The sequence below is a fragment of the Paraburkholderia fungorum genome (assembly GCF_046026025.1).
Classification (GTDB): Bacteria; Pseudomonadota; Gammaproteobacteria; order Burkholderiales; family Burkholderiaceae; genus Paraburkholderia; species Paraburkholderia fungorum_E.
Genome location: NZ_JAQQFL010000035.1, coordinates 47,793 through 70,359 on the forward strand (window position 1 = coordinate 47,793; position 22,567 = coordinate 70,359).

A 22,567-nucleotide genomic window follows, 5' to 3' on the forward strand; every position below is an offset into this window, starting at 1 on the left:
CGGACATTCAGACGTCCGTTGCGCCCTGTAGGCGGCCAATTAAATCGCGAGTACAGCCTGAGTGCCTCCGGATGGATGGCTGGCAAGCAATGCAGTGCAGCGCTCCCGCAAGAAAGCATGCAACGCGTTAATCGCCGGCGACAGTTGCGCACGGTGAGCACAAATCAAGTGCAGCGGCGCGAGCTCGCAATACTCCGGGGGAAATACCTCCACCAGTCGACCTGCCTTCAGATCGTCAATGAGGTCCAGCCGCGACTTGTAGACAAGGCCTTCCCCGGCTATCGCCCAGCGACGAACTGCATCGGCATCGTCGCTGATGCGATTGCCTGTGACGGCCACGGTGCGCTCGCCGCCAGGCGGGGTAAAGTGCCACCGTTCATGTATCTGCTCGCTCCAGACGAACCGAAGGCAGTTGTGTTGCCGCAGATCCTCAACTTTGGCCGGTGCGCCATGCCGTTCGAGGTATGACGGCGCGGCACACAATGCGCGTCGATTGTTGTCGACCAGTTTCATGGCCAGAAGAGACGAATCTGGCAGCGCTCCGTAGCGCACGACCGCATCCAGCGGCTGGCGGATGAGGTCGGCCGCACGGTCGCTTATTTTCACGTGCAGCGACAAACCAGGGTGCCGGTGCTGAAATTCATCCAGCCACGGTAACAGCAGGTTTCGACCAAAGTCAGACGGAGCGGACAGTCGCAGCGGCCCGGACAGCGCCCCCCGGCCGTCGGCAAGGGCCTGCTGGCCTTGCTCCAGCGCGCCAATCATGACCCGCGCATGCGGCAGGTATCGCTCCCCGGCGTCCGAAAGTTGCATGCTTCGCGTCGAACGGGTGAACAGACGCGTGTCCAGCGCCTTTTCGAGTCGCTGCACTGACGCACTCGCATGTGCGGGCGCGATATTCAACTGGCGCGCCGCCTCCGAGAAGCTGCCGTAGTCCACCGTGTGTACGAAGATCTGAATGTCATCGAGTCGAATCATTTTCATTGAAATGCCGAAATTGTTTGGGCTCGGCGGGTATTTATCCGCATATCGACGAAAGATAACATGGTCTCAATCACCCTTGGAGGCACGGCAATACGCGTTGCTGCGCCGCGCGGCGGAGCTGGTCGATCTGGGCCGCCTCAAGCACACGCTGACCCGACGCATTGACGGCATCAACGCCGCAGGTTTGATCGAGGCGCATGCGCTGGTCGAGGCAGGCAATATGATCGGCAAGGTCGTCGTCGCCAACCGCTGAACTCTTCTGACAATGAGCATCAACATGACATCGCAAATCATCAGCACGACAACGATCAGCCTGGAAGCTGCACAAGCATTGCTGGCAGAAGCGCGCCGCGCCTGCGCAGCGCGCGGATTCGCCGCGACGATCGCAATTACCGATGCAGGAGGCCACCTGCGCGCTTTCGAGCGAGCGGATACCGCCCCGTTCCTTACCGTTGATGTCGCCATCGACAAGGCATGGACCGCCGCGTCGTTCGGCATGGCCACGCACCAATGGAATCAGTACATGGCCGAGCCCACCGTTGCCCCACTGGCGCACCATCCGCGGCTGACGCCGGTCGGCGGTGGCGTACCGATCTTCCACGAAGGGCGTCTGGTGGGTGGCATCGGTGTTTCTGGCGGAACATCGGTTCAAGACCACGAGGCCGCTGAGGAAGCGCTGCGTCACGCAGGGTTTAAGCAGTAAGCCTGGGCCGTTGAACGATCGCCTTGCCGTCAATCGACAAACGACCACAAAGAGGTGGAACCGTTGCTCGTGAGCGACCGGCGCAGACGGCCGGATCACTCCGATAACTGCCATTGAAGCCCAGGCGGCTCGAACGGCGGCTTCGGGGTCGACTTCGGCCGGAGCAATCCCTGCGCTTTCGGACTACCAACCAAAGACAACGCCCGAGAATTCCGAGCGTTGAACTTTTCAGCAGCTGCTGAATTTTTTCACTAGGCGGCAGCACTCTTTCACTTACTTGGCACAGTCTTCACTTTCTGTGTCACCCGACACGAGCGGCCGCTTTCACGAACACGTGCTTCGTGTTCGCAAGTTTCGGAATCTCGGCTTTCCCAGCTGGATTGCTATGGGGTCGGTCAGGGGCGACTTTGCGAGGCTCCTCAATATCGGAGGCGCATAGGCGCTTGAAGAAGCGTTCGGCGCAACTTTTTCGCGGCGCTTCTGTAGCAGGATTTCGAGCCGGGCGTCGTGCTGGTCGACGGTGCGCCACCACTTTTCCATCCGCACTGGAGCGGTGCTGTGCCGCACCATCAGCGTGCCTGACCAGTCGAGACAGGTCGTGCCGCGGACAGGGCGCGTCACCTAGTGCTGCTGTTTTCGGCTTCCTGGCACGCCGGACGTCGAATTCCGAGGCATGGCACGGCATATGCGTATATAGCCGCATAGGGCAAAGGCGACCTATCTTCATTTGAATCAGTAGCAACAACCTCGCAATAGACTTTTGGACAACGGCGTCCCCCGAATCCGGTCATCTGACTGGGCTCGCGGGACGCTTTTTCTTTTTTTGCGGAACGACGATGACGGACAAAGCCACTCGCATCCAACTCTTCAGCCTGCGCACGCCACCGATGCGCGCTTTCCATCTGACGTGGATGGCGTTCTTCGTCTGCTTCTTTGCGTGGTTCGCCTGTGCGCCATTGATGCCGTTGATCAAGCGCGAATTCGGGCTTTCAGTCGACCAGGTCGCCAATATCAACATCGCCGCGGTCGCGGTCACGATCCTTGTGCGCCTGTTGATCGGTCCGCTGTGCGACCGCTACGGCCCGCGCAGGATTTATTGTGGCCTGATGCTCGCGGGTGTATTTCCGGTGCTCGGTGCCGCGCTCTCCACTAGCTACGAAAGTTTCCTGCTATGCCGCCTGTGTATCGGCGCGGTCGGCGCCTGCTTTGTCATCAGCCAGTATCACACCTCGATGATGTTCGCGCCGAACGTGGTCGGCACCGCCAACGCGGCGACGGCCGGCTGGGGCAACACCGGGGCAGGCGCTGCGCAGGCACTCGTGCCGCTGCTGCTGGCGGCGGTCATGGGGCTCGGCGCAGCACAGTCGTCGGCATGGCGACTTGCGCTCATGGTGCCGGGCCTTGCGATGCCCTTCATGGCGATTTTTTACTGGCGCTTCACGCAGGATTGCCCGCAAGGAAACTTTGCGGAACTGCGCTCGCGCGGAATCGCGATCGAAGGCGGTAAGAAGGGCGGTTGGGCGAGCTTCCGGGCGGCCTGCGCGAACTATCGCGTCTGGATGCTGTTCACCACCTACGCGGCGTGTTTCGGCGTCGAGGTTTTCATTCACAACGTCGCCGCGATCTATTACGTCGATCATTTCCACCTGTCGCTGAAGGCGGCAGGCATGGCCGCCGGCAGCTTCGGCCTGCTCGCACTGTTTGCCCGCGCATTGGGTGGCTGGCTGTCGGACAGGGCTGCCGCGCGTCGAGGCCTCGACGTCCGCGCGACCTTGCTGTTCGTACTGATCGTGGGCGAAGGGCTCGGCCTCATGGGCTTTGCGCATGCGGACAGCATGGTACCGGCCGTGATCGCCATGCTGGTCTTCGGGCTGTTCACGCACATGGCTTGCGGCGCGACCTACGCGCTGGTGCCGTTCATCGACCGCAAGGCGCTGGGCGGCGTCGCGGGCGTGATTGGCGCCGGCGGCAATGTCGGCGCCGTGGCAGCCGGTTTCCTGATGAAAGGCGTCGGCAGCGTCCAGCAGACGTTGGCGATGCTCGGCATGCTCGTCACGCTGTCCGCGTTATGCGCGCTGGCCGTGCGCTTCAGTGGCGAACACAAGGCACGCGAAGCGGCGCTACGCGAGCACGCGCTGGCTGCCACCGGCACCAACGGCATTGCAAGTTGACGACACGGCCTTCGCATACAGACCGCAGTCAAAGGTCGCAGCACGGGTACTCGCAAGATCCTTTTATGCAAGACGTAAAGGTGCGCCTGCGGCTCGGATCGCGGGCGGTTCGATTGTAGACACCGGCGTCGTCGCCGGAGATTCAGGAAAGCCAGTATCGGGACCATGCTGGGAAGGTGTCAGTCCAGGCGAACGTTTTTCGACTCCCTTGATCTTGCCAGGGAGAAACTGATCCTTCACCGATCGGCTTCGTTACTTCGTTTCCAGATTACCTGTCAGATCAAGTCCGGGCTAATACACTTAAGCTGTTGGCACCTCGCTCATGCACTACAGCGCACCGCATCGAATCTCTTCTCACCTGACGGGTATGCCGCCAGCGCAGTGGCCTCGCCGATCGCCTGGCCGACGAGGATCACAGCAGGGCTGCCGAGCCCGGCCGAAAGCGCGCTCGTGGCAATCGTGTCGAGCGTCCCCAGTACATGCCGCTCTGCAGCGCTGCCTGCGGATTGCACCACCGCAGCGGGCGTGCAGCCGGGCAGCGTCGCCATGAGCGCGGCACACAAGCTCTCGATGCGGCTCATGCCCATGTAGATCACGAGCGTCGTGCCGGTGGCGGCCAGTGCGGCCCAGTCGGGTTCGCTGTGGTCGCGTAAATGTGCGGTGACGAACGTCACTCCCTGGCAATGGTCGCGATGCGTCAGCGAAATGCCGAGACCCGCCGCCGCCGCAAACCCGGACGATACGCCGTTGACGATTTCGAATGGAATCTGCGCGCGCTGTAAATCCGTCAGTTCTTCGCCGGCACGGCCAAACAGCAGCGCATCGCCGCCTTTCACGCGTACCACGTGCCGTCCAGCGCGCGCGTAGCGCAGGATCAGGCGCTGAATGAACGCCTGTGGGGTCGACCTGCAACCGCCGCGCTTGCCGACCCGAATCACGCGCGCCTGCGGCGCAAGTTCAACGATCCCGGGATTGACGAGGTCGTCGAGCAGTACGACGTCGGCGCTTGCCAGCAGCTTCGCTGCCCTGATCGTAAGCAGATCCAGGTCACCCGGACCCGCGCTGAGTAAAGTGACCTTGCCGGTTACCATGGTGATTTCCTTACCCGTCCTGAAACGGTCAGTTGGACAAGCGCTGCGCCAAATGCAAACGGCGTCCGCTCGTCGTGTTGAACGAGGGGACGCCGTTGTCCTGAGGTGCATTGCTTGTACTGCAGATTGCGCATCACGCATCACCTGCAGCGTGATTCGGTGCGTCGGCAGCGTTGCCGCGCGTATCGATAACGCAATATCCACGCCAGACGGTGCCTGCGCGGTCAGCAGCGCAAGTCCCACCGCTGCGTCATCCGCGCGAGCCAACCGTGGCCGTGCGTCGCGAGGCCGCGTCGGCGGCCGAATGTCACAGCAGCAATGTACGCAGCGCAGGGCGAAAAACGTCTGGTCTGCAGACTAATCCATTTGCAGGGGGAAGGCTGAAGCCGGCCCCCTTCGTCCGGCTCGCCGCACGGATGATGTGCCGCACCGCACCAGTCTTGTGCTTTGCCGCATCAAAACACATCTTCCTGTTGCACCCCAGACTGGTGCTGGAATCTGGTGTCACCCGTGGCTCGGGCTACTGCGGCCGATTTGATGCATGGCACGGCCTTTGCATAAGTATGCGCGGAGGACCAATGGCGGTCCGGCCCGCATGCAGCAGAAGTCAATCCCCAGATTACGGTTTTTTGGACAACGGCGTCCCCCGAATTCAGTCACCTGATGACTGGATCCGCGGGACGCCTTTTTATTTGCCGGACGAAAATCATGCCGCGAACCGCGTTGGAAATCGAACTGGAAACGGATGGGACTCCAGTCATGAATGTTGTCGTCATCGGTCACGGCATGGTGGGGCACAAGCTTCTTGAATGCCTTGTGGACGACACGAGCACAGCGCTGCACATCACCGTGCTGTGCGAGGAGCCGCGGCCCGCCTACGACCGCGTGCATCTGTCCGAATTCTTTTCCGGCAAATCCGCGGAAGACCTGTCGCTCGTAAAGCCTGGTTTTTTCGATCGTGAGAACGTGCTGCTCAGGCTCAACGCAAAGGCGGTGTCGATCGACCGGGAAGCCCACACGGTAAGCATCTCGACCGGTGAGACGCTTTCCTACGACAAACTGGTGCTCGCCACCGGTTCCTCGCCGTTTGTTCCGCCGATCGCGGGCAGCGATCGTGAGGACTGCTTTGTCTATCGCACCATCGAAGATCTCGAGGCGATGCAGGCATGCGGCACGCGGGCGAAATCAGGTGTGGTGGTAGGCGGCGGCCTGCTGGGACTTGAATGCGCGAAGGCGCTGCATGATATGGGACTGGCTGCGCACGTCGTCGAGTTCGCCCCGCGCCTGATGGCAGTGCAGGTCGATGACGGCGGCGGACGGGTTCTGCGCAGCAGGATCGAGGAACTGGGCGTGCAGGTCCATACGGCCAGGCACACGCTTGCCATCACCGGTGGCGAAGCGGGCACCCACCGGATGCAGTTCGCCGACGGCACGCATCTCGACACCGACATGATTGTGTTCTCCGCCGGTATCCGTCCGCGCGATGAGATCGCGCGTGACTGCGGACTGGAACTGGGCCCGCGCGGCGGCATTGCGATCGACGACACCTGCCGCACGAGCGATCCCGACATCTATGCGATCGGCGAATGCGCGGCGTGGAACGGCATGGTGTATGGCCTCGTGGCGCCAGGGTATGACATGGCACGCATCACAGCGAAGCGATTGCTGGGCGATCAGGCCGGATTCAGCGGCGCGGACATGAGCACCAAGCTCAAGCTGATGGGCGTGGATGTTGCGAGCATTGGCGATGCGCATGGCAAGACGCCCGGTAGCCGCACGTACCAGTTCAGCGACGAACGCAAACAGGTCTACAAGAAGATGGTGGTGTCGGAGTGCGGCAAGCAACTGCTCGGCGCCGTGATGGTGGGCGATGCAACCGAATACGGCACCCTGTTGCAGATGATGCTGAATCGCATCGAGCTGCCCGAAGCGCCGGAATTCCTGATCCTGCCGCAAAGCGACGGCAAGGCCAGGCCCGGACTCGGGGTCGACGCGCTGCCCGAGGCCGCGCAGATCTGCTCGTGCAACAACGTCTCCAAAGGCGACCTGTGCGCCGCGGTGTGCGCGGGCGCGACCGACATCGGCTCGCTCAAATGCGCGACCCAGGCCGGCACGTCGTGCGGCGGCTGCGTGCCGCTTGTCACCCAGGTGATGAAGGCCGAGATGAAGAAGCAGGGGCTCGCGGTCAACAACCACCTGTGCGAACACTTCCCGTATTCGCGCCAGGAGTTGTATCACATCGTGCGCGTAGAGGGCGTGCGCAGCTTCGGCGAATTGATCGCGAAGCATGGTCATGGGCTCGGCTGCGACATCTGCAAGCCGGCGGTCGCGAGCATCCTCGCGTCGTGCTGGAACGAATTCGTGCTGAAGAAGGAGCACGCATCGCTGCAGGACACCAACGACTACTACCTCGCCAACATCCAGCGCGACGGCACCTATTCGGTTGTGCCGCGCATGCCGGGCGGCGAGGTGACGCCCGACGGCCTGATCGCGGTCGGCGAGGTGGCGAAGAAATACGGGCTCTACACGAAGATCACCGGTGGTCAGCGAGTCGATATGTTCGGCGCGCGGGTCGAACAACTGCCGTTCATCTGGGAAGAACTGATCGCGGCCGGTTTCGAATCGGGCCATGCCTACGGCAAATCGCTGCGCACGGTGAAGTCGTGCGTGGGTTCGACGTGGTGCCGCTACGGTGTCGGCGATTCGGTGGGCCTCGCGGTCGAACTCGAGAACCGTTACAAGGGCCTGCGTACCCCGCACAAGATCAAATTCGGCGTGTCGGGCTGCACGCGCGAATGCGCGGAGGCGCAAGGCAAGGATGTCGGCATCATCGCCACGGAAAAGGGCTGGAATCTCTACGTCTGCGGCAACGGCGGCATGAAACCACGCCATGCGGAATTGCTCGCCTCGGACCTCGATAACGACACGCTGGTGCGCTACGTCGACCGTTTCCTGATGTTTTACGTGCGTACCGCCGACCGGTTGCAACGTACCAGCGTGTGGCGCGACAACCTCGAAGGCGGCCTCGAGTATCTGATCGACGTGGTCGTCAACGATCACCTTGGTGTTGCGGCGGAACTCGAAGTCGAAATGCAGCAGGTAGTCGACAGCTACGAAGACGAGTGGAAGAAAGCCGTCACCGATCCTGAAACACGCAAACGCTTCCGCCATTTCGTCAACAGCGAAAAGGCCGACAGCACCGTCACGTTTGTGGAGGAACGCGGCCAGATCCGGCCCGCGACGCCCGCGGAGCGGCAAGCGAAGCAGTTCCCGGTTCCCGTGGTCGTCGAGACCGCCTGACCTTCCACGCCACCTACCCTGAGGAGTTCAGCATGAACAACGATCGACTTCCGCAATCCTGGATGCCCGTGTGTGCGCTCGACGACATTGTTCCGGATACGGGCGTGTGTGCGCTTGTCAACGGCGGGCAGGTCGCGGTGTTTCACGTCGCGCACGGTGACGGCAGCGTGTTCGCGATCGACAACTTCGATCCGGGTTCGCAGGCGGCGGTGCTCTCTCGCGGCCTGATCGGCAACCTCGGTGAGCGCATCGTGGTGGCCTCGCCGATCTACAAGCATCATTTCGATCTGCGCACCGGCGAGTGCCTCGAGGCGCCCGAAAATTCCGTCAACGCGTACCCGGTACGCGTCGAGAGCGGTCAGGTGTGGGTCGCGGCATGAGACACGAATACGCAGCGCAGCGCTCAGGAGGCGCATCGCTCACCGCGCCTTCCCGCCCGCGTCTCGTTGTCATCGGCAACGGCATGGCCGGCATGCGGACGGTTGAGGAACTGCTGAAGCTCGCGCCGGACCTCTACGACATCACCGTATTCGGCGCCGAGCCGTACGGCAACTACAACCGCATCCTGCTGTCGCCGGTGCTCGCGGGCGAGAAGCGTGTCGACGAGATCATCCTCAATACGCGTGACTGGTATGTAGACAATGGTATCCGGCTGCATGCGGGCGACCCGGTGGTGGCAATTGACCGCAAACGCCGCATCGTGCGCTCGCAAAGCGGCATCGAGGTGAGCTACGACCGGCTGCTGATCGCAACCGGCTCCAAGCCATTCCTGATTCCGGTGCCGGGTCACCAACTGCCAGGGGTGATCGCGTTTCGCGACATCCAGGACGTCGAGACGATGCTCGCCGCAGCGCGCAGTCACCGTCACGCCGTGATCATCGGCGGCGGTCTCCTCGGACTGGAGGCGGCGAACGGTCTCATGCGCCAGGGCATGTCGGTGACTGTTGTGCACGACACCGAAAGCCTGATGGACCGCCAGCTCGACAGGAGCGCGTCGGCCCTGCTGTTGCAGACGCTGGAGAAGAGGGGTTTGCGTTTCCTGATGAAGGCACGCACCGCCGAAATCGTCGGGCCCGAGCGTGTCACCGCGGTACGGTTTGACGACGGCATGGAGATTCCCGCCGATCTGGTTGTCATGACGGCCGGGGTGCGCCCGAATATCGAACTCGCGAAGCAGGCGGGCTTGCATTGCGAGCGGGCGATCGTCGTCGATGACACCTTGCAGACCTACGATCCGCGCGTCTACGCCGTCGGCGAATGCGTGCAGCACCGCACGGCGACCTTCGGTCTCGTCGCGCCGATCTGGGATCAGGCGCGTGTCTGCGGCGCACATCTGGCCGGTGCGGGTCACCGCCGTTACGTGCAGCGCGCGACGGCGACCAAGCTGAAAGTCACCGGCGTCGACCTTTATTCAGCTGGCGATTTCGCCGGCGGCCCGGATAGTGAAGACCTCGTGTTGCGCGATCCGCGACGCGGCATCTACAAGCGCCTCGTGATCGAGGGGAGCCGGGTGATCGGCGCGGTCCTCTACGGCGACGTCAGGGACGGCGCCTGGTACTTCGAACTGATCCAGAACCGGACCGACATCGCGCCGTTGCGCAGCCGGTTGTTGTTCGGCAAAGCCCTGTGCGAGGCGCAGCCCGCGTGAACCGGAATCGAACGTGAGTTTTCCCATTGTCATTTCCAGCCCGCCCGACGCCAGTCGTGATGCGGTCCGAACCACCTGTCCGTATTGCGGCGTCGGCTGCGGCATACGCGCGACGCCACGTCCGGACGGCCAGCCTGATATCGCCGGCGACGAACATCATCCGGCAAACGCCGGCCGCCTGTGCGTGAAGGGCTCGGCGCTCGGCGAAACGGTCGGACTCGATGGACGCCTGCTGCATCCGAAGCTGCGCGGGCCGGGCAGCGGTGAGTGGCGCGACGCGTCGTGGAGCGATGCGCTCGACACGGTCGCTAACGGCTTTCGCCGGATCATCGATCAGCACGGCCCGGAGGCAGTCGCGCTCTACGTCTCGGGACAACTGCTGACGGAGGACTACTACGTCGCCAATAAGCTGATGAAGGGCTATGTCGGCAGCGCGAACATCGACACCAATTCGCGCCTGTGCATGTCGTCATCGGTCGCAGGGCACAAGCGTGCGTTCGGCGAAGACCTGGTGCCGGTGTGCTACGAAGACCTCGAACTGGCAGATCTGGTTGTGCTGGTCGGGTCGAACACCGCATGGTGTCATCCGATCCTGTTCCAGCGGATTGTCAGGATCAAGGAAGCGCGACCCGATATGAAGGTCGTCGTGATCGACCCGCGCTACACCGCGACCTGCGAGATGGCCGATCTGCATCTGCCGCTGAAGTCGGGCACCGACGTCCGGCTGTTCAACGGGCTGCTCAGTTTTCTCGCAGAACACGACACGACGGATGCACGTTTCGTCGATGCGCACACGACCGGTTACGCGCAGGCGCTCGCTGCCGCATCAACCGACGTGGCGAACGGTTTTGACCTCGCGCAGTGTGCGAAGGCCTGCAAGGTCGACCCACACGATCTGCTCGAGTTCTATCGGCTCTTCGCACGGACCGAGCGGGTCGTCACGGTCTATTCCCAGGGCGTGAACCAGTCGACCTCCGGCACCGACAAGGTCAACAGCATCATCAATTGCCATCTGCTGACAGGCCGCATCGGCAAGCCCGGGATGGGGCCGTTCTCGTTCACCGGACAGCCGAACGCGATGGGCGGGCGTGAAGTGGGCGGCCTCGCGAACACGCTGGCGGCACATCTGGAACTCGACAATCCGCGCCATCGCGAACTCGTGCAGACTTTCTGGGGTTCGCCCGCCATCGCGGAACGGCCGGGACTCAAGGCAGTCGAGTTGTTCGAGGCGATCGAGTCAGGCCGGATCAAGGCCGTCTGGATCATGGGCACGAACCCGGTTGTGAGCCTGCCGGACGGCGATCAGGCGAAGCGCGCGCTCGCGCGCTGCGAGCTCGTCGTCAGCTCCGACATTGTCGAAAACACAGACACGAACGCGTTTGCCCACGTGCTGCTGCCGGCGCTCGGCTGGGGCGAGAAAGACGGCACCGTTACCAACTCGGAGCGCAGGATCTCGCGCCAGCGAGCGTTTCTGCCGGCACCGGGCGAAGCGCGCGCTGACTGGCGGATTATCTGCGACGTTGCTCAGCGCATGGGGTACGCCGGCTTCGATTTTTCGGCTCCGCATGAGATCTTCGACGAACATGCGCGGCTGAGTGCTTATCGTAACGACGCTGGCAACGGTGGCGAGATCACTGGCAGCCAAGGGGAAATGAATAACGGACACATCGAAGGCAATGTGCCGCGTGTGTTCAATCTGGGTGGGCTCGTCGCGCTCGGCCGCGAGCGTTACGACGCGCTGCAGCCAATCCAGTGGCCGGTACTGGCGGCGAATGGCGCGGAGCAGCGCGGTACCGCGCGACTCTTCGGCGATCGCCGCTATGCGCACGCGGACGGCAAGGCGCGGTTCGTCGCGACCCCGCCGCGCGCGCCGGTCCACGCGCCCGACGACGAGTATCCGCTCACGCTGAATACCGGCCGGGTGCGCGACCAATGGCACACGATGACCCGCACGGGCAAGTCGGAGAAGCTCGCCGGCCACGTGACAGAAGCATTCGTCGATCTGCATCCGCAGGACGCGCTGTCGTGCGGGGTGCGTGAAGGTGAACTCGCGCGCGTGTCGAGCCGTTGGGGCACGATGGTCGCCCGTGTGCAGCATGGCGGTGGCATGTCGCGAGGCAGCGTGTTCGTGCCGATTCACTGGAACGATCAGGTGGCGTCCGACGCGCGTGTCGGCGCGGTGGTGAATCCCGAGGTCGACCCGGTCTCTGGGGAGCCCGAGTTCAAACACACGCCGGTCCGCATCGACCGGTTCGACGTCGCCTGGCACGGTTTCTCGTTGAGCCGTCACGCTCCGGTGCTGGACGGCATGACCTATTGGACGCGCGTCCATGGCACGCAGTTCGTGCGCTACGAACTTGCGGGGCGCAAGCCGCTCACCGATCACGGCAACTGGGCGCAAGCGCTGTTCGGCATCGACGATCCGCACGCCGACTGGCTGGAATACGAGGACAGGACGGCGGGAATCTATCGCGCCGTGCATCTGGTCGACGAGCGTATCGAGTGTTGCATCTTCGTATCGGCGCGCTCCGAGTTGCCGTTGCCGTCGCGTACGTGGCTCGCGGGCCTGTTCGGGAAGGACCGGCTCGACGACGAGGACCGTGCCGGCCTGCTGGTCGGACAGCCGATTGGCAAGGGTGTCGATACGGGGCCCACGGTCTGCTCGTGTTTCGGTGTGGGACGCAATACGATCTGCACGGCGATCCGTGAGCAAGGGCTCAAGACTGCGGCAGAGATCACCGCGTGCCTGAAGGCCGGTGGCAACTGCGGGTCCTGCGTGCCGGAACTGAAGAAGCTGCTGGTCGACACCGAACTGGAAAGGCTGAGCACAGCTTGAAGGAGACTGACGTTACATGATGAAGAGACTCAAAATCATGCTGGCCGTGATCAAACCGGGCGATACGGTCCTTGCTCGTCATGACGACGGCAACGTTACGCCGCCAGGTTCAGAAGGTGTCGGAGAAGGGCATCTGCGACATACGGCGAGTCCTCGCGCCTCACATCAGGGCGAACGAGGGCGGCATGACCGTGCACGGCGCCGCACCCGCAAGTCGGGCGCAGCCGCTGGGCCGGCGCACCCCGGCACGCCACGTTCGCATCGCCATTGATTGCGTTTGAAGCGAGCGGTATCGACGCGCCGCTCTGTGCGATTAACGTCGCAGTTCCGACATGATCTTTTCGGCGAGAAAGTCGCACGGCGGCCGCTTCGATTTGGTGCTCCGCGCAAGTACGACTTCCAACGCGGCGATCTCGGGCAAGCCCTGTGCATGGCCGAGCAAGGTCAGGTGAGCAGGAACCGCACATTGCGCGAGCGGCGCGACCGCGAGTCCCGCTTCAACCATGCTGAGAAGGCCCATCAGGCTCGGGCTTTCGTACGAGGTCCGGTAGGTGATCTTCGCCTGTTCAAGACTGCGGATCGCGTTTTCCCGGGCGACGCTGCCCGGCAGGAACACGGCAATGGGCAGCGGCCGCTCGCGCCAGATGTCGTGCGCGCTGGGCGCCGCGGCCCAGACCATCGGTTCGAGCCGGATGAACTCGCCCGAGAGGCCCTTGACGCGTGTTCCGCAGACCAGGTCGACCGAGCCGTCTTTCACCATGGGCGCGAGCGCCACGCTCGGCAGTCCGACGACCTGAATCTCGACCTTCGGGTAGGTCGCGGAAAATTTCTTGAGGATCGACGGCAGCAGTGACGACGCGTAATCGTCGGGCACACCGATGACGACCCGGCCGGTTACGTCGGGCCGGACCACCGCCGCCCAGGCTTCATCGCGCAGGGAGAGCATGCGCCGCGCGAACGTCAACAGGACTTCGCCATCCTGCGTCGGGATCACGCTTCTCGGCTTGCGCACGAATAGCGGCTTGCCGAGTGCGGTTTCGAGGGTCTTGATCTGCATGCTCACCGCCGATTGCGAGCGATGGACGATTTCCGCCGCGCGACTGATGTTCCCCGTGTCGGCCACGGCCACGATCATCGTCAGAACGTCCAGATCAAGTGCTTTCATTGGTATCAGATAAATAGATAGATACCATCAATATTACGCGATTTTCTTAGATCGCCGCGTCATGCATAGTGCTGGAAAGGAGCCTCTGCATGAACGCGCGAACCGACCCTTCAATACTTTCAGTCCCGGAGTTGTGCTTTGCGACCGTGCCCTCCGGCATCTGCGTGCCCTATGTGATCAGCGGTTCGGGAGAGCCACTGGTCTTCGTGCACGGATCGCTTTGCGATTACCGCTACTGGAGCAGTCAAACCGAATTTCTGTCGAAGCATTTCCTTTGTATTTCGGTCAGCCTCAGCCACTACTGGCCGGTTGAAGATGCCTGCATTCAAGGGGAATTCGGCTGGAAGACGCATGTCGCGGAACTCGCCGAGTTCATTGCGGCAATGAACCTCGGGCCGGTTCATCTGGTGGGGCACTCGCGCGGCGGTTGCGTCGCATTCCACGTGGCGCGGGAGTATCCACGCCTGGTTAAAACGCTGACGCTTGCTGATCCGGGCGGCCCGCTGCAGATCGACGGGATGCCCGAAGCCTCGCTGCCGCCTGCGACCAATGTCCTTCGCGCCAAAGTCGCGGATTTAATTGAAGGCGGTGCGATTGACACCGGACTGGAACTCTTCGTGGACTCGGTGAGCATGCCCGGCTTCTGGCGCAAGAGTCCCGCGGGTTTCCGCACCATGGCGATCGACAATGCCGCCACGCTGCCGAAGCAGTTTCGCGATCCGTTGCCGGCGTACTCACGTGACGCAGCGCGTGACGTGCAGTGCCGGACGTTGCTGATCGAGGGAGAAAAGAGCCCTCGCATGTTTCGCAACAACGTCGACAAGCTGGCGGATTGGGTCGATCACGCGGAAAAACAAACCATTGCCGGCGCATCGCATGGGATGAACGTCGCGAAGCCCGGGGCATTCAATCGGCTTGTCCACGCCTTCGCGAGTTCCTGGTAACACTGATTTCCGGGCAACGCGCGCAACCATCAGAAATCCGAAAGAAGATCAACTATGGATCATTTCCTGCGCGCCAGCCTCGCGGGCGAATTGCACGCCCGGCCGTTTCTCCGGATTGGCGGATCGGTGGCGCTTGCGCACTTTGCCATCTATGCCGACGGCGATCCTTCCGTCCACGAAGCGCTGCTTCGATCGCTGTGCAGGCTGACAGGCCTCGCGATTCCCGCCGACGGAACGACGCATTACTCGGCGCGGTGGAATGAGGAGAAGCAGTTGAAGTGGGAGCGGCACACGGAATTCTCCACCTTCACATTTGTCGCGCAACGACATGACGCGGACTACTTCTCCGATCTGCCGTCGGCACATATCCCATCCGAATGGTTTCGCGGTTTTGAAGGCAAGCGGTTCGTCGCGATCCGGATGGAACTCGTGTCGGGCGACTTAACCGGCGCGGCACGCCAGAGCGTGCGGCAGTGGATTGATGGTCCCGTTCTTGTGGGCAGCAAGGTGCTGGGAGGCGGGCAGGTTTACTGCGACTGGAGCGTCCGGCCCGACGGCTTCTCGCGGTTTCTCGTGATCGACGACGACTTTCGGGAGGAGCAGGGCGGACGTCTCCTGCAGCGCCTCTACGAGATCGAGACATACCGGATGATGGCTTTGCTGGCGCTGCCGGTTGCCCGCGAACTGGGCAGAAGTCTCGACGAACTGCAGTCGGCGCTTCAGCCGTTGATGCACAGCATGGACACGAGCCAGGGGCGCCGCAACGATGCCGAACTGTTGGTGCGCCTCACACATCTTGCTGTGCGCATCGAGTCGCTGGCGGGCTCGAGCGGGCGCTTCAGCGCCTCGCGCGCTTATGAAAAACTCGTCCTTGCCCGCATTCAGGAGCTGCGCGAAGAACGCATCGAAGGCGTGCCGACCATCGCCGAATTCATGGAGCGGCGCTTCGCCCCCGCGATGGAGACGTGCAAGACCGTCTGGGCGCGCCACGAACAATTCGCTGGACGGGTGGCGAGAGCGGTCGATCTGCTGCGCACGCGCGTCAATCTCGCGCAGGAAGAAGACACGACCCGCTTACTGGAAGGCATGAATCAGACCGCGCAAAGCCAGTTGCGATTGCAACATGCGGTCGAAGGCCTGTCGGTCGCCGCCATCTCGTACTACGTGCTTTCCTTGGCGTCGGCCGGATTCAAGGCCCTTCATACCCTGCATTTTCCTCTCGATCCGGAACTGGCCGAAGGACTCCTGATCATCCCGATCGTCTTGCTGGTCATGCTCACCATCCGGCGTAGCAAAGGAAAACACGCGGTGCGCCAACCGGAATGGCTGATATCCCGGACATCCGGAAGGCCGAATTCCGAAGTTTGCGACTGAGCCCCTTCTTCGTCGGATGATGTCGAAAAAAGCGTCGAAAAATCAGAAGAGTAGAGACGTGCATGAGCGCGTTCACCTGGCATGGCCCTTGCAAGATCGCTGCATGCCGACGGCCTTCGATCGAGACTGGGGGGCCGTACCTGGAATGACATCGACGCGACCACGACGTCGCACTCACGGAGACTATGCAATGACCTCACCTGGCATTTTAGCCGGTCAGCCTGCGCGATTGCGCGTCATGGAACACGAGCCCCGTCGTCCGGGCAACCGGCTGTAGAAGTATGACGGCACATTTCGGTACCCAACACTTTCTGATCAGGGGCATCACGCTCAGCGGCAAGACATTCCGGCCCGGCGACTGGGCTGAACGGCTGACCGGCGTCATCACGCTGTTCGTTGGCGAACGCCGGCCTGGCATTCATATCTTCTGCACACGGTTAGCCATGCCAATCGTCCAGGCTGACGTCAAGTGTCTGCTGGTTTCCAGTGATCTTCAGCTGATTTGCCCGGCCGCATTTGAATTCGTCGCGAGGTTCGCAGAGGACAACGATTTGCCGATGGATTTTCGCCGCACGCCACCGTTTGAAACACAGGACGAGCACGGTATCGACGAGGTGGCAGGGGTCGCCATGACGAGCACATCGACGCCAATGGGCTCGCTACAGCGGCGACCCCGCGCATCAGATTGAAAGGGCCGGTGCATGCCGCATCCGCGATGCCCATGCGAATCAAGGTGTCGGTGATCCGATGATCCGGTTCACGCTGCGCTTTGCGGTGGCTGAGATTTCAGCCTACCTTGGCCGCCGAATTCTGAATTTTGAGCCGGGCGTCAATCGTCGTGCGCCATACGGCAAAAAAACGTAGCGATAACAGGCACATAGCGGCGTGAAGAAATAGATGCCGGCTGGCCCGACTCTTGCGTTTATCAGCCGACAAACGCCTCCGATCGGGACTGCCTGGTCATCGTTCGGAAGCGACCTTAAAGCGGACAAGCGATCCGCTGCATGGTCGCGCGTATTAAGCAGCTCAAAAGCAGCAACGCGTTATCGCGCTGCGTTAAGAGCCCTTGAACAGTCAGGAGACAAACGTGCACAGCACATCCCCCACGTCGCAGCCCGAACCGGCACCTGTCATCGAAGCCCAAACCCGCTTCTGGCCGGAAGGCTGGTGGAAATTGATGGAAATCCGGATCGGCGTCATCCCGTTGCCAATCTATGTCGTGCTGTTCGCGTTGATCTCCGGCTTTGTGATCTCCGGCAAGGTGCCTGGCGAGATCTCGATGGCGATTGCAGTGCTCGCATTCTTCGGCTTCACGTGTGCGGAAATCGGCAAGCGCTTGCCGCTGTTCCGTAATATCGGTGCGGCCGCGATCTTTGCGACGTTCATTCCGTCCGCGCTAGCCTACTACCACTTTCTGCCGAAGCCGATCCTCAAGCTGACGATGGATTTCACGAAGTCGACCAACTTCCTGTACCTGTTCATCGCATCGATCATTGTTGGCAGCATTCTCAGCATGGACCGCCGCGTGCTGATCCAGGGCTTCCTGAAGATTTTTGTTCCGCTTGCGGTCGGTTCTGTCGCCGCCGCGATCGTTGGAACCGCCGTCGGAACCGCGCTCGGACTCGGCGCGCATCATACTTTCTTCTTCATCGTCGCACCGATCATGGCGGGCGGTGTCGGTGAAGGTGCGATTCCCCTGTCGATTGGCTACTCAGAAATTCTTCATCTGCCACAGGGCGAGTTGTTTGCGCAGGTGCTGCCGCCGGTGATGCTGGGCAGCCTCACGGCGATTGTCCTGTCCGGTGCGCTCGACATGCTCGGGAAACGCTTGCCGCATCTCACCGGGCAAGGGCGCCTCCAGGTTGGGGAGCAGGAGGAGATGGCTCCGATGCATGATGAAATCACCGGACACGTCGACGTCACCCATATCGCGGCGGCCGGCATCACGGCCATTACGCTCTATCTGCTGGGGCTGATGTGCCGCGACCTGTTCGGACTGCCGGCGCCCGTCGCGATGCTGTTCATCGCGGTGCTGGTCAAACTCGCGCGGGCGGTATCGCCGCAAGTGCAGGAGGGGGCGTTTGTCGTCTACAAGTTCTTCTCGACGGCGGTGACCTACCCATTGCTGTTCGCGATCGGCGTTGCGATGACGCCGTGGGACAAACTGGTCGCGGCGTTCACTCTGGCCAATATCGTCACGATTGTGGCAACCGTTGTGACGCTGATGGGCAGCGGCTTTGCGGTGGCGTTCTGGCTGAAGATGCACCCCATCGACACGGCGATCGTGAACGCGTGCCATAGCGGTCAGGGCGGCACCGGCGACGTCGCGATCCTGACGGCGGCGAACCGGATGCAACTGATGCCGTTCGCGCAGATCGCCACGCGCATTGGCGGCGCAATCGTTGTCACCGGGACACTGATCGTGCTTGCGCATTTGGGATGACACGCCGGTGCGGCCGGGGTGTTGAACCACCGCAGCCGTGAATGGGGTGTATGCGGGGCTGTACGCCGGATGGGCGATTTGCGAGAATTGGCCGGCGTCAGTCGCCTGTGAGGTTTTGATGAGGTCGTTCGTGCACGTGAGAGTGTGTGGTGTTCCGCTGTGGGGGTGGTTGGCCGCAGCGGTGCTATACGCCGGCGTGGCTGGCGTAGCGATTGAGCTTGCTTGGCAGCGGTCAATTAGCGCGATCGCGACGGTCGGCAGTTACCGCCTCGATCTCTACGCCGCGAGCCTGAAAAGCGAACTGGGCCGCTACGAAATGGTGCCTGGCATCGTTGCGCGGCAGGACAGCGTGCATGCGCTGTTGCGCGCGCGAACCGATGCGCAGCCGGCGTTTCTGCACGCTGTCGATACCTATCTGGCCGCGGTCAACCGCGAGGCGGGAAGCCTCGCGGTGTACCTGATCGAGCCGCATGGCACGGTGATCGCCGCGAGCAACTGGGATCAACCGCTGAGCTTTGTTGGCACTAACGTTTCGTATCGCCCGTATTTCAAGGACGCGCTCGCGCATGGCTCGGGGCGCTTTTTTGGCATCGGCACCAACACGGGCGTGCCGGGTCTTTATTATGCGAGCGCGGTGCGCGAGGCCGATGGGTCGATCGGGGCGGCGGCGGTCAAAATCAGCGTCGATGCGCTTGAATCCGCATGGAGAGTGCCGGCCGAAGCGGCGATGGTCGTCGACGCGAATGGCGTGATTGTTATCTCCACGGTTCCGGCGTGGAAATTCACGGCGTTGAGACCCATCACGCCGGAGCGGCAGACGCAGATTCAGGCGTCGCGACAATACGCGGGGCGAGCGGTCGAGCCGCTGCTGTATCGGCGGCTTGGCGACTGGGGCACGGCGGGCTGGTTTGCACAGTTTCCGGACTGGACCCACCCAGACCGCTACCGGCGCTTTCTTGCCATGTCAAAACCGGCGCCACAAGCGGGCGATTCGATCGTCGTGCTACTCGACGTCGCACCGGCACGGCACCAGCAATATCTCGCATTCGCGTTCGTCACCGGGCTGTTCCTGATTGCCGGTCTCTATGGCCTGTACGCAACCCAGCATCGTCGCGCGATTGCCGAGAAGCTGAAGGCCCAGGATGCCCTGCGCCGCGCTAACGAGCGTCTGGAAGTCACCGTGCAGCAGCGCACCGCTGAACTGACCCGTGCCAACGCGAGGATGCAACAGGAGATCGCCGAACGCATCAGTGCAGAGCAGTCACTGCGTGATTCGCAGCAGGAACTGGTGCATGCGGGCAAGCTCGCGGTGTTGGGACAGATGGCAGCGGGGTTGACGCATGAACTGAACCAGCCGCTCGTCGCGATCAGGACACTGTCCGACAACGCCCGCACGTTTTTCGAGCGCAATCAGCCCGCATCGGCGATCGCCAATCTCGAACGTATTTCGCGCCTGGTCGACGGCATGGCGCTACTCACCGGCGAGCTGAAGACTTTCGCCCGCAGGCCGGGCATCGAACGGGTTCCCGTGTCGCTGAATGAAGCGGTGGCGCATGCCGTCCTGATTTACGAGTCGCGAATTCGCGACGAACAGGTGCAACTCGACATGCACGTTGCTGTGGGTACCACCGTGTATGCGGAGCCGAGCCAATTGCAGCAGGTGATCGTCAACCTGCTTGGCAACGCACTTGATGCGGTCGCGCCTGCGGGGCGGCGTACGATTGCCATTGATGCGCACGACGCGGATGAGCACGGCCGGGTGATGTTCACGATCTCCGATAGTGGCGCGGGCATCGCCCCCGAGGTGCTGGCTCATCTGTTCGAGCCGTTTGTCACGACAAAGCCGCGGGGGCGGGGCCTCGGGCTGGGTCTGGCGATTACATCGCGGCTTGTCGAGGGCTTCGGCGCCCGTATTTCGGCGGAGAACGTTCCCGGCGGTGGCGCGCGGTTCAGGATCGATTTTGTGGCGGCAACGGCGCAGGGGACACCCAATGGGCGATGAGATTCGTGTTGTAGTGGTCGAAGACGACGAGAACGTCCGGCTCGGTGTCGAGCAGGCCGTTGCGCTGGCTGGCTATCCAGTTCAGGCCTATGAATCGGCGGACTCGGCGTTGGCCGAGGTCGCGCCAGGCGCACCGGTGGTCATCGTGTCCGATGTCCGGATGCCGGGCGTCGACGGACTGCAATTACTCGAACGTGTGCTCGCGGTCGATGCGCAGATTCCGGTGGTGCTGATCAGCGGTCATGCGGACATCTCGACAGCCGTCGGCGCGATGCGTCGCGGCGCCTATGACTTCATTGAAAAACCGTTTTCGTCGGAACACATCGTGAGCCGGGTCGCACGCGCCGTTGAGAAACGGCGTCTTACGCTCGAAGTAGAGGGGCTGCGCGACGCGCTGCGTAGCTGGCGCGGCATCGAGGCCATGGTGCTGGGCAAGTCGCCTGCGATTGCCGAAGTCCGCAAGAAAATCCTGCGGCTCGCGGATACCTCTGTTTCGGTACTCATCACAGGCGAGACGGGGACCGGCAAGGAACTGATCGCGCGTGGGTTGCACGACTTCGGCCAGCGGCGCGACCGTCATTTTGTTGCGCTCAACTGCGGCGGGTTGCCCGAGCAGCTCTTTGAAAGCGAACTCTTCGGTCATGAGGCCGGGGCGTTTACCGGCGCGCTCAAGAGCCGGGTCGGCAAGATCGAATGGGCGCACGGCGGCACGCTGTTTCTCGATGAAATCGAAACCATGCCGGTTGCCCTGCAGATCAAACTGCTGCGCGTCCTGCAGGAGCGCCGCATCGAACGGTTGGGCGCCAATGAGTCAATTGCCGTCGACTGCCGGATCGTCGCGGCGTCCAAGGCGGATCTGTCGGAACTGGCGAAAGAAGGCCGCTTCCGGGCGGATTTCCTTTATCGGCTGAACGTCGCGCAGATCGACCTGCCGCCGTTGCGTGAGCGCCGCGAAGATATTCCATTGCTATTCGAGCACTTTGTGCTTGCAGCGGCCCGGCGCTTTGGGCAAGCCGCGCCGATCGTCTCCGCATCGCAGGTGTCGGAACTGATGGCACATCAATGGCCGGGCAATGTGCGCGAACTGCAGAACGTCTCGGACCGCTTCGTGCTGGGTCTGGTGGGCGACACACTCATCTCCGATGCCAATCCGGCGGGGATATCCGGCACACTTGCCGAACAGACAGCCCGGTTTGAACGCGTATTGATCGAAGAAATGCTGCAGCGCCATCACGGCAATGTCGGCGCGGCCAGTGCAGCGCTCGGCATGCCGCGCAAGACGCTTTATCACAAGATTCGCCAGTTCAGGATCTCGACCCGGGAACCGCAGGTGGAATCGGAGTGACACTGTTGCGGTCGGCGCCGTTGGTCTACGCGCCGCTTCCCAACGTGAAGGTCGCGCGGGCCGATTCGCACAATGCTAACCCCGCCTGGCCGGCGCACGTGTTTATTCGGACGATGCAATTCATCCACACACGCATAACGCGTCGAAGCAAAAACTTTCGCTTCGGTTGTCGGTCGTTTGACCCAGCAGCGGACGTCGAGGGGAACGGTCTGGTCCCGTTGTCGCCAGCCTGCCTGCGGTCAGGGTCGCGCAAAATCGTCCGGCGTCAGTGCGAGACGCGCTGACGGATGGGCGACCAGCTTCCGCTCAGCAATCGCCCGGACGCGGCTATACCCATCCAGGAAGGTCTTCATGGTCCGGGCCTCACTGGCTCCTGGTTCAAGCCAGAAATGCGTCTCCAGTGTCGCGATCGTAATCACGCATTCGACCGTGTGTTTGGGCCTACGAGGCCAAATGCCACGCCGCGGCGGTTGGCGAGCACTTGTGGTGTAAATTCAACGTTTTCCATGGGCGGTCAGAGGGCAATGCTATCGGACGCGTCGACAGGATTTTTGCACAGGC

The 22,567-nt window shown here is 62.3% G+C and carries 17 protein-coding genes and 2 pseudogenes; 14 read left to right on the plus strand and 5 right to left on the minus strand.

The genetic code is table 11. The annotated features are described in order from the left end of the window. Positions 1 to 39 precede the first annotated feature (39 nt). A complete protein-coding gene (locus tag PQR67_RS30340; protein WP_408466523.1) occupies positions 40 to 978 on the minus strand; it encodes a LysR family transcriptional regulator in 939 nt (312 codons plus the stop codon). A gap of 103 nt (positions 979 to 1,081) precedes the next feature. On the opposite strand from PQR67_RS30340, the gene PQR67_RS30345 reads away from it, so the two are divergent. Both PQR67_RS30345 and PQR67_RS30350 read left to right on the plus strand, forming a co-directional pair. After that, the gene (locus PQR67_RS30345; protein ID WP_236078326.1) at positions 1,082 to 1,237 is read left to right on the plus strand and encodes a zinc-binding dehydrogenase; all 156 of its coding nucleotides are present in this window, start codon (positions 1,082 to 1,084) and stop codon (positions 1,235 to 1,237) included. A gap of 24 nt (positions 1,238 to 1,261) precedes the next feature. Beyond that, positions 1,262 to 1,687: a GlcG/HbpS family heme-binding protein gene (locus tag PQR67_RS30350; RefSeq protein ID WP_115109045.1), complete on the plus strand. Its 426-nt coding sequence runs from the start codon at positions 1,262 to 1,264 to the stop codon at positions 1,685 to 1,687. A 307-nt stretch (positions 1,688 to 1,994) separates the two neighbouring features. Here PQR67_RS30350 and PQR67_RS38260 read toward each other — a convergent pair. Then, positions 1,995 to 2,215, minus strand: a pseudogene (locus tag PQR67_RS38260) (DDE-type integrase/transposase/recombinase); the annotation flags it as partial. Positions 2,216 to 2,523: 308 nt separating this feature from the next. Here PQR67_RS38260 and PQR67_RS30355 point away from each other — a divergent pair. Further along, positions 2,524 to 3,858 (plus strand): MFS transporter, encoded by a 1,335-nt coding sequence (locus PQR67_RS30355; RefSeq protein ID WP_408466484.1) that lies wholly within the window; start codon positions 2,524 to 2,526, stop codon positions 3,856 to 3,858. A 320-nt stretch (positions 3,859 to 4,178) separates the two neighbouring features. On the opposite strand, the gene cobA is transcribed toward PQR67_RS30355, so the two are convergent. Next, complete coding sequence (cobA, locus tag PQR67_RS30360) at positions 4,179 to 4,949, minus strand: uroporphyrinogen-III C-methyltransferase (RefSeq protein ID WP_408466485.1); 771 nt, start codon at positions 4,947 to 4,949, stop codon at positions 4,179 to 4,181. 759 nt (positions 4,950 to 5,708) lie between these two features. Between cobA and nirB the strand changes: the two genes are divergently transcribed. The 5 genes from nirB to PQR67_RS30385 are packed head-to-tail and all read left to right on the plus strand — an operon-like array spanning position 5,709 to position 13,004. Further along, positions 5,709 to 8,249 carry a nitrite reductase large subunit NirB gene (gene nirB / locus PQR67_RS30365; RefSeq protein ID WP_408466486.1) on the plus strand — a complete coding sequence of 847 codons (2,541 nt, stop codon included), beginning with the start codon at positions 5,709 to 5,711 and terminating at the stop codon, positions 8,247 to 8,249. Positions 8,250 to 8,281: 32 nt separating this feature from the next. After that, positions 8,282 to 8,629: a nitrite reductase small subunit NirD gene (gene nirD / locus PQR67_RS30370; protein WP_408466487.1), complete on the plus strand. Its 348-nt coding sequence runs from the start codon at positions 8,282 to 8,284 to the stop codon at positions 8,627 to 8,629. Further along, positions 8,626 to 9,897, plus strand: a complete 1,272-nt coding sequence (locus PQR67_RS30375; protein ID WP_408466488.1) for an NAD(P)/FAD-dependent oxidoreductase — start codon at positions 8,626 to 8,628, stop codon at positions 9,895 to 9,897. The genes nirD and PQR67_RS30375 overlap by 4 nt, the downstream gene beginning before the upstream one ends. Positions 9,898 to 9,910: 13 nt before the next feature. Further along, complete coding sequence (locus PQR67_RS30380; RefSeq protein ID WP_408466489.1) at positions 9,911 to 12,733, plus strand: molybdopterin-dependent oxidoreductase; 2,823 nt, start codon at positions 9,911 to 9,913, stop codon at positions 12,731 to 12,733. 16 nt (positions 12,734 to 12,749) lie between these two features. Then, positions 12,750 to 13,004, plus strand: a complete 255-nt coding sequence (locus PQR67_RS30385) for a hypothetical protein (RefSeq protein WP_408466490.1) — start codon at positions 12,750 to 12,752, stop codon at positions 13,002 to 13,004. Between the two features lie 42 nt (positions 13,005 to 13,046). Here the strand turns inward: PQR67_RS30385 and PQR67_RS30390 are convergent, their stop codons facing one another. Continuing rightward, positions 13,047 to 13,898 (minus strand): LysR substrate-binding domain-containing protein, encoded by an 852-nt coding sequence (locus PQR67_RS30390; RefSeq protein WP_408466491.1) that lies wholly within the window; start codon positions 13,896 to 13,898, stop codon positions 13,047 to 13,049. Between the two features lie 89 nt (positions 13,899 to 13,987). Between PQR67_RS30390 and PQR67_RS30395 the strand changes: the two genes are divergently transcribed. The 6 genes from PQR67_RS30395 (at position 13,988) to PQR67_RS30420 (ending at position 22,006) form a co-directional block, all read left to right on the plus strand. Continuing rightward, positions 13,988 to 14,842 carry an alpha/beta fold hydrolase gene (locus PQR67_RS30395; protein ID WP_408466492.1) on the plus strand — a complete coding sequence of 285 codons (855 nt, stop codon included), beginning with the start codon at positions 13,988 to 13,990 and terminating at the stop codon, positions 14,840 to 14,842. A 54-nt stretch (positions 14,843 to 14,896) separates the two neighbouring features. Further along, positions 14,897 to 16,216, plus strand: coding sequence for a DUF3422 family protein (locus PQR67_RS30400; protein WP_408466493.1), 1,320 nt, complete (start codon positions 14,897 to 14,899; stop codon positions 16,214 to 16,216). Between the two features lie 281 nt (positions 16,217 to 16,497). Further along, positions 16,498 to 16,905 carry a DUF3579 domain-containing protein gene (locus PQR67_RS30405; protein ID WP_408466494.1) on the plus strand — a complete coding sequence of 136 codons (408 nt, stop codon included), beginning with the start codon at positions 16,498 to 16,500 and terminating at the stop codon, positions 16,903 to 16,905. A gap of 398 nt (positions 16,906 to 17,303) precedes the next feature. Next, on the plus strand, positions 17,304 to 18,659 hold the full coding sequence (locus PQR67_RS30410) for a 2-hydroxycarboxylate transporter family protein (protein WP_408466495.1): 1,356 nt from the start codon (positions 17,304 to 17,306) through the stop codon (positions 18,657 to 18,659). 118 nt (positions 18,660 to 18,777) lie between these two features. Then, complete coding sequence (locus tag PQR67_RS30415) at positions 18,778 to 20,661, plus strand: sensor histidine kinase (RefSeq protein WP_408466496.1); 1,884 nt, start codon at positions 18,778 to 18,780, stop codon at positions 20,659 to 20,661. Next, positions 20,651 to 22,006, plus strand: coding sequence for a sigma-54-dependent transcriptional regulator (locus PQR67_RS30420; protein WP_408466497.1), 1,356 nt, complete (start codon positions 20,651 to 20,653; stop codon positions 22,004 to 22,006). The genes PQR67_RS30415 and PQR67_RS30420 overlap by 11 nt, the downstream gene beginning before the upstream one ends. A gap of 239 nt (positions 22,007 to 22,245) precedes the next feature. Here the strand turns inward: PQR67_RS30420 and PQR67_RS30425 are convergent. Beyond that, positions 22,246 to 22,514: pseudogene (locus PQR67_RS30425) on the minus strand (DUF1488 family protein). Positions 22,515 to 22,567: the final 53 nt, after the last annotated feature.

What these genes read in the sequence shown, in the direction of transcription:
- PQR67_RS30340 (WP_408466523.1), bottom strand. Translation starts at nt 978, where the DNA reads ATGATTCGACTCGATGACATTCAGATCTTCGTACACACGGTGGACTAC.
- PQR67_RS30350 (WP_115109045.1), top strand. Translation starts at nt 1,262, where the DNA reads ATGACATCGCAAATCATCAGCACGACAACGATCAGCCTGGAAGCTGCA.
- PQR67_RS30355 (WP_408466484.1), top strand. Translation starts at nt 2,524, where the DNA reads ATGACGGACAAAGCCACTCGCATCCAACTCTTCAGCCTGCGCACGCCA.
- cobA (WP_408466485.1), bottom strand. Translation starts at nt 4,949, where the DNA reads ATGGTAACCGGCAAGGTCACTTTACTCAGCGCGGGTCCGGGTGACCTG.
- nirB (WP_408466486.1), top strand. Translation starts at nt 5,709, where the DNA reads ATGAATGTTGTCGTCATCGGTCACGGCATGGTGGGGCACAAGCTTCTT.
- nirD (WP_408466487.1), top strand. Translation starts at nt 8,282, where the DNA reads ATGAACAACGATCGACTTCCGCAATCCTGGATGCCCGTGTGTGCGCTC.
- PQR67_RS30375 (WP_408466488.1), top strand. Translation starts at nt 8,626, where the DNA reads ATGAGACACGAATACGCAGCGCAGCGCTCAGGAGGCGCATCGCTCACC.
- PQR67_RS30385 (WP_408466490.1), top strand. Translation starts at nt 12,750, where the DNA reads ATGATGAAGAGACTCAAAATCATGCTGGCCGTGATCAAACCGGGCGAT.
- PQR67_RS30390 (WP_408466491.1), bottom strand. Translation starts at nt 13,898, where the DNA reads ATGAAAGCACTTGATCTGGACGTTCTGACGATGATCGTGGCCGTGGCC.
- PQR67_RS30395 (WP_408466492.1), top strand. Translation starts at nt 13,988, where the DNA reads ATGAACGCGCGAACCGACCCTTCAATACTTTCAGTCCCGGAGTTGTGC.
- PQR67_RS30400 (WP_408466493.1), top strand. Translation starts at nt 14,897, where the DNA reads ATGGATCATTTCCTGCGCGCCAGCCTCGCGGGCGAATTGCACGCCCGG.
- PQR67_RS30405 (WP_408466494.1), top strand. Translation starts at nt 16,498, where the DNA reads ATGACGGCACATTTCGGTACCCAACACTTTCTGATCAGGGGCATCACG.
- PQR67_RS30415 (WP_408466496.1), top strand. Translation starts at nt 18,778, where the DNA reads ATGAGGTCGTTCGTGCACGTGAGAGTGTGTGGTGTTCCGCTGTGGGGG.
- PQR67_RS30420 (WP_408466497.1), top strand. Translation starts at nt 20,651, where the DNA reads ATGGGCGATGAGATTCGTGTTGTAGTGGTCGAAGACGACGAGAACGTC.